The 2,912-nt window shown below is 61.7% G+C and carries 4 protein-coding genes; 2 read left to right on the top strand and 2 right to left on the bottom strand.

Going from position 1 to position 2,912, the window contains the following annotated elements:
* Window positions 1-18: 18 nt before the first annotated feature.
* Window positions 19-1,155 carry a hypothetical protein gene (locus ACQPZ2_RS24580; protein ID WP_433520607.1) on the top strand — a complete coding sequence of 379 codons (1,137 nt, stop codon included), beginning with the start codon at window positions 19-21 and terminating at the stop codon, window positions 1,153-1,155.
* Here ACQPZ2_RS24580 and ACQPZ2_RS24575 read toward each other — a convergent pair.
* Together ACQPZ2_RS24575 and ACQPZ2_RS24570 are read right to left on the bottom strand one after the other, a co-directional pair.
* Window positions 1,115-1,534, bottom strand: coding sequence for a type II toxin-antitoxin system VapC family toxin (locus tag ACQPZ2_RS24575; RefSeq protein WP_433520606.1), 420 nt, complete (start codon window positions 1,532-1,534; stop codon window positions 1,115-1,117). The genes ACQPZ2_RS24580 and ACQPZ2_RS24575 overlap by 41 nt on opposite strands.
* Complete coding sequence (locus ACQPZ2_RS24570) at window positions 1,527-1,781, bottom strand: type II toxin-antitoxin system Phd/YefM family antitoxin (protein WP_433520605.1); 255 nt, start codon at window positions 1,779-1,781, stop codon at window positions 1,527-1,529. The genes ACQPZ2_RS24575 and ACQPZ2_RS24570 overlap by 8 nt, the downstream gene beginning before the upstream one ends.
* Window positions 1,782-2,292: 511 nt before the next feature.
* On the opposite strand from ACQPZ2_RS24570, the gene ACQPZ2_RS24565 reads away from it, so the two are divergent.
* Complete coding sequence (locus ACQPZ2_RS24565) at window positions 2,293-2,739, top strand: hypothetical protein (protein ID WP_433520604.1); 447 nt, start codon at window positions 2,293-2,295, stop codon at window positions 2,737-2,739.
* Window positions 2,740-2,912: the final 173 nt, after the last annotated feature.

The following is a 2,912-nucleotide window of genomic DNA, read 5'->3' as shown; positions in this document are numbered from 1 at the left end:
CCGGCTATCCGGCGGGAGGTGGCACGTCGGGCCGCGAATCGGGCCGACGAGTTGCGGCAAGAACTCGCTGATCGACTGCGGCCACACGGCATCAGCGCCGACGAGCTGTTGCGGGTCGGTTCGCCCACCTGGGAGTCCTGGTTCAGTAAGTATCGGCGGATTCGCGCGGATCTGGTTGAGATGCTCAGTATCGAGTGCGGTCATGTCGCGGACGATGATTGGATCCACCATGTGTTGTTTCACCAGCAGCAACGGGGGCATGCCACACCCGAGTTGACAAGTGCCGGAGAAACTTTCACCGAAGTTGCCGCGACCGTGCGGCTTGCCGACGAGATTCGGCGTCTGGCCAGGTGGGCTGAGGCGGTCGAGGCCGTGGAGGCGGAGTTGGCGCGTCTTGCCGGATTTGATGATCGGATCGAAGTAGCGCATCGCCTGCAGGCACAGGCTGACTCGCTGTACGCACTGGGCATAGCCGTAGAAGACTACGAACGAGTGCTTGGCTCGCTCGGGCCTTCGTATCGGCATATCTTTTGGGCCGCACAGCAATACGGCCGGCCGACGTGGGATGCACCGGCGGGAGCGGCACTGCTGGTCGCTCGGTTGCGGCGCCTGCTGGCCACTGCCGGTGGTGCGGACGATGTGGTGGCCGTCGAGGAAGTGCGGGGATTGCTGCATCGAGCGACGACGGTTGCCGACCTCTACGAGTCGGGTTTTCGCCTGAACGCCGATTTGGACGCTGCGATCGAACATTCGATGTCGGTGCTGTCTGGTGTGTCGGCGGCAACGCCCGAGCCCTCGCCACGCTTGTCGACGCCCACACGGTCGAGCGAAAGTTTGACGCGTGTACGTGAAGTCCTGTCCGCGGCGCGAGACGATGTCGCGCGGCGGAGGCGAGCCGAATCCGTCGCTCTGCTGGACGGGCTCGGCAGGGAGTTCGAACTCGACCTGCCTGCGCTCGACGAACTCGGTGCGGGCTGGGAAGAACTGATGCGGTTGACGAGTCTGCAATCGACAAGATCCCAGCGGCTCGAAACCACGATCGGCCTCGTGCACGGAATTGCCCGCGCTCGAGATCAACTCGCGCGAATCGTCACAGGTTGGAGTGCCCGAGTTGTTAGACCGATATCACGGTCAAGAACGGATCCAGGCCTTTGAAGTCATCCGCGTTGCGGGTGAACAGCGGTAGATCATGCACCGATGCCACGGCCGCGATCATCAGGTCCATCTTGCGTGGTTTGGGGTTTCGTCCCGCTGCGACCACCAGTTTCGCCATGGAGGTAAACCGCCGTGCCGCCGCGGACGCGAAGGGCAGCGCATCGAAACCATGCTCGACCTCCAGCAGTCGCTCGGTGCGCACTGCCAGCGCTTCCGGTGTGGCGGCGACCGCGATGCCCAAGCCCAGTTCGGCGAGTGTGATTGTGCTGATCCTCGCTCGAACCGGCAGTTGGGCCTCGTCGATGATGCCGATGTCGATGAGGACGCAAGTGTCCAGCAGTCCCACCGGAACTCGTTTGTCCGATTCCGGTTCAGTCATCGAGGCGGTCCTCTCCGAATGCCGCGTCGATTTCAGCGCGCTCGGCCGTGCCGCTACTGATATCGGCGAAGCGGGCAAGCCGGGCCTTGAGGTCCGCGACAGCCATGTCCCGTCGTGGCGCGATGGGCCGCAGTTCGCCGACGGCGCGACCGTTGCGGGTGATGACGAAGTCCTCGCCGGCTTCGAGTGCGTCCATCACGCCAGCGCTGCCGTTGCGTAGCTCGGCCTGTGTGATCGTTCTCGTCATATCTCCACGATAGCAACCGATGCTATCAATTGCTATCAGTCCTGGAAGGATCGCTCGTGCACACGATCGTCTCAGCTGTGTCATTGCCGTGTGTTCGAGGGCGAGCGAACTTCCGCTGATAGTTTGTGCGGCAAAAAATGGGCCGGAAGCACCTGTTCACTGCCAGGTCGGGACCCATGTCCTCGACTTGTCCGGGTGCAGGCGTCTCGCTCACCGATAGGGCAGTACCAGACGTGGCCAGGCAGAGTGAAGCCCCCGGTCGGGAACCACGCTACGGGTATTGGCCGCCCATTCCCGGATGATCCGGTTGAGCCAGAAGATGACGGCCGTGGCTTATTTGTGGGGCTACCGATGTTCGTCACCTACCTACTCGGCGATAGTGGATGAGGTCAACCGGAGTGCCGGGGGAATGTCTGCTGCCTCTTCCAATAAGTGAGCGGCGGGTCTATGGACAGCGGCCACGACAGAAAAACGATCATACCGGTACACCCTAGTGAAATGTACGCAACACATGTATCAGCAATCGGAATCTGATCCGGCCGCGGCGGTGGCCCTGGCTATGCCGGGGAGTGTCCGCGCGGCGTTGTGGATCATCAATATCTTTGCCGTTATAGGGGTGGTGGGGACCGTAAGCCTTGTCGCCTTCGTCGATGCTGAGATTGCAGGCGTAAACACGACGGGCTACTTCTTCTTCTGGGTCTTGGCCGTCGTCGCTTCCTTCTTCCGGCGCGGTGGCAATGGTGTTCGTGTCACTGCAATTATTCTGGCGGTCTTGCAAGCATTCGTGGCATTGGGATCCATGGGGGCAAATTCCGATGTCACTGTCGACGACAGCGCGGGCTGGTATATCGTGCGTTATTCTCCGGGGCCTTTCGGATTGTTGGCCGCACTTGCCATCATTGTTCTATTGTGCCAGGGCTCGGCAGGTCGGTGGTTCAAAAGGCCGCGCGCTGCCTAGGGACAGTATTACGGATAGCGCATGATCACGATCGGCGCCACATGAAGGGCCTGTCAGAGCCACGCTATTTGACATCCCGAGCGGTACCAATTCCGGAACACTCACGGCGGAGAGAGCAGCCCATCGTCGATACCCTGTCGGCCCGGCCGATGATGTGTTCGGGCTCGCCGCCG

The sequence above is a fragment of the Nocardia pseudovaccinii genome (assembly GCF_050942345.1).
Taxonomy (GTDB): domain Bacteria; phylum Actinomycetota; class Actinomycetes; order Mycobacteriales; family Mycobacteriaceae; genus Nocardia; species Nocardia pseudovaccinii.
Note: the sequence above shows the minus strand (reverse complement) of the source record. Positions and strands in the feature narration are given on the sequence as shown.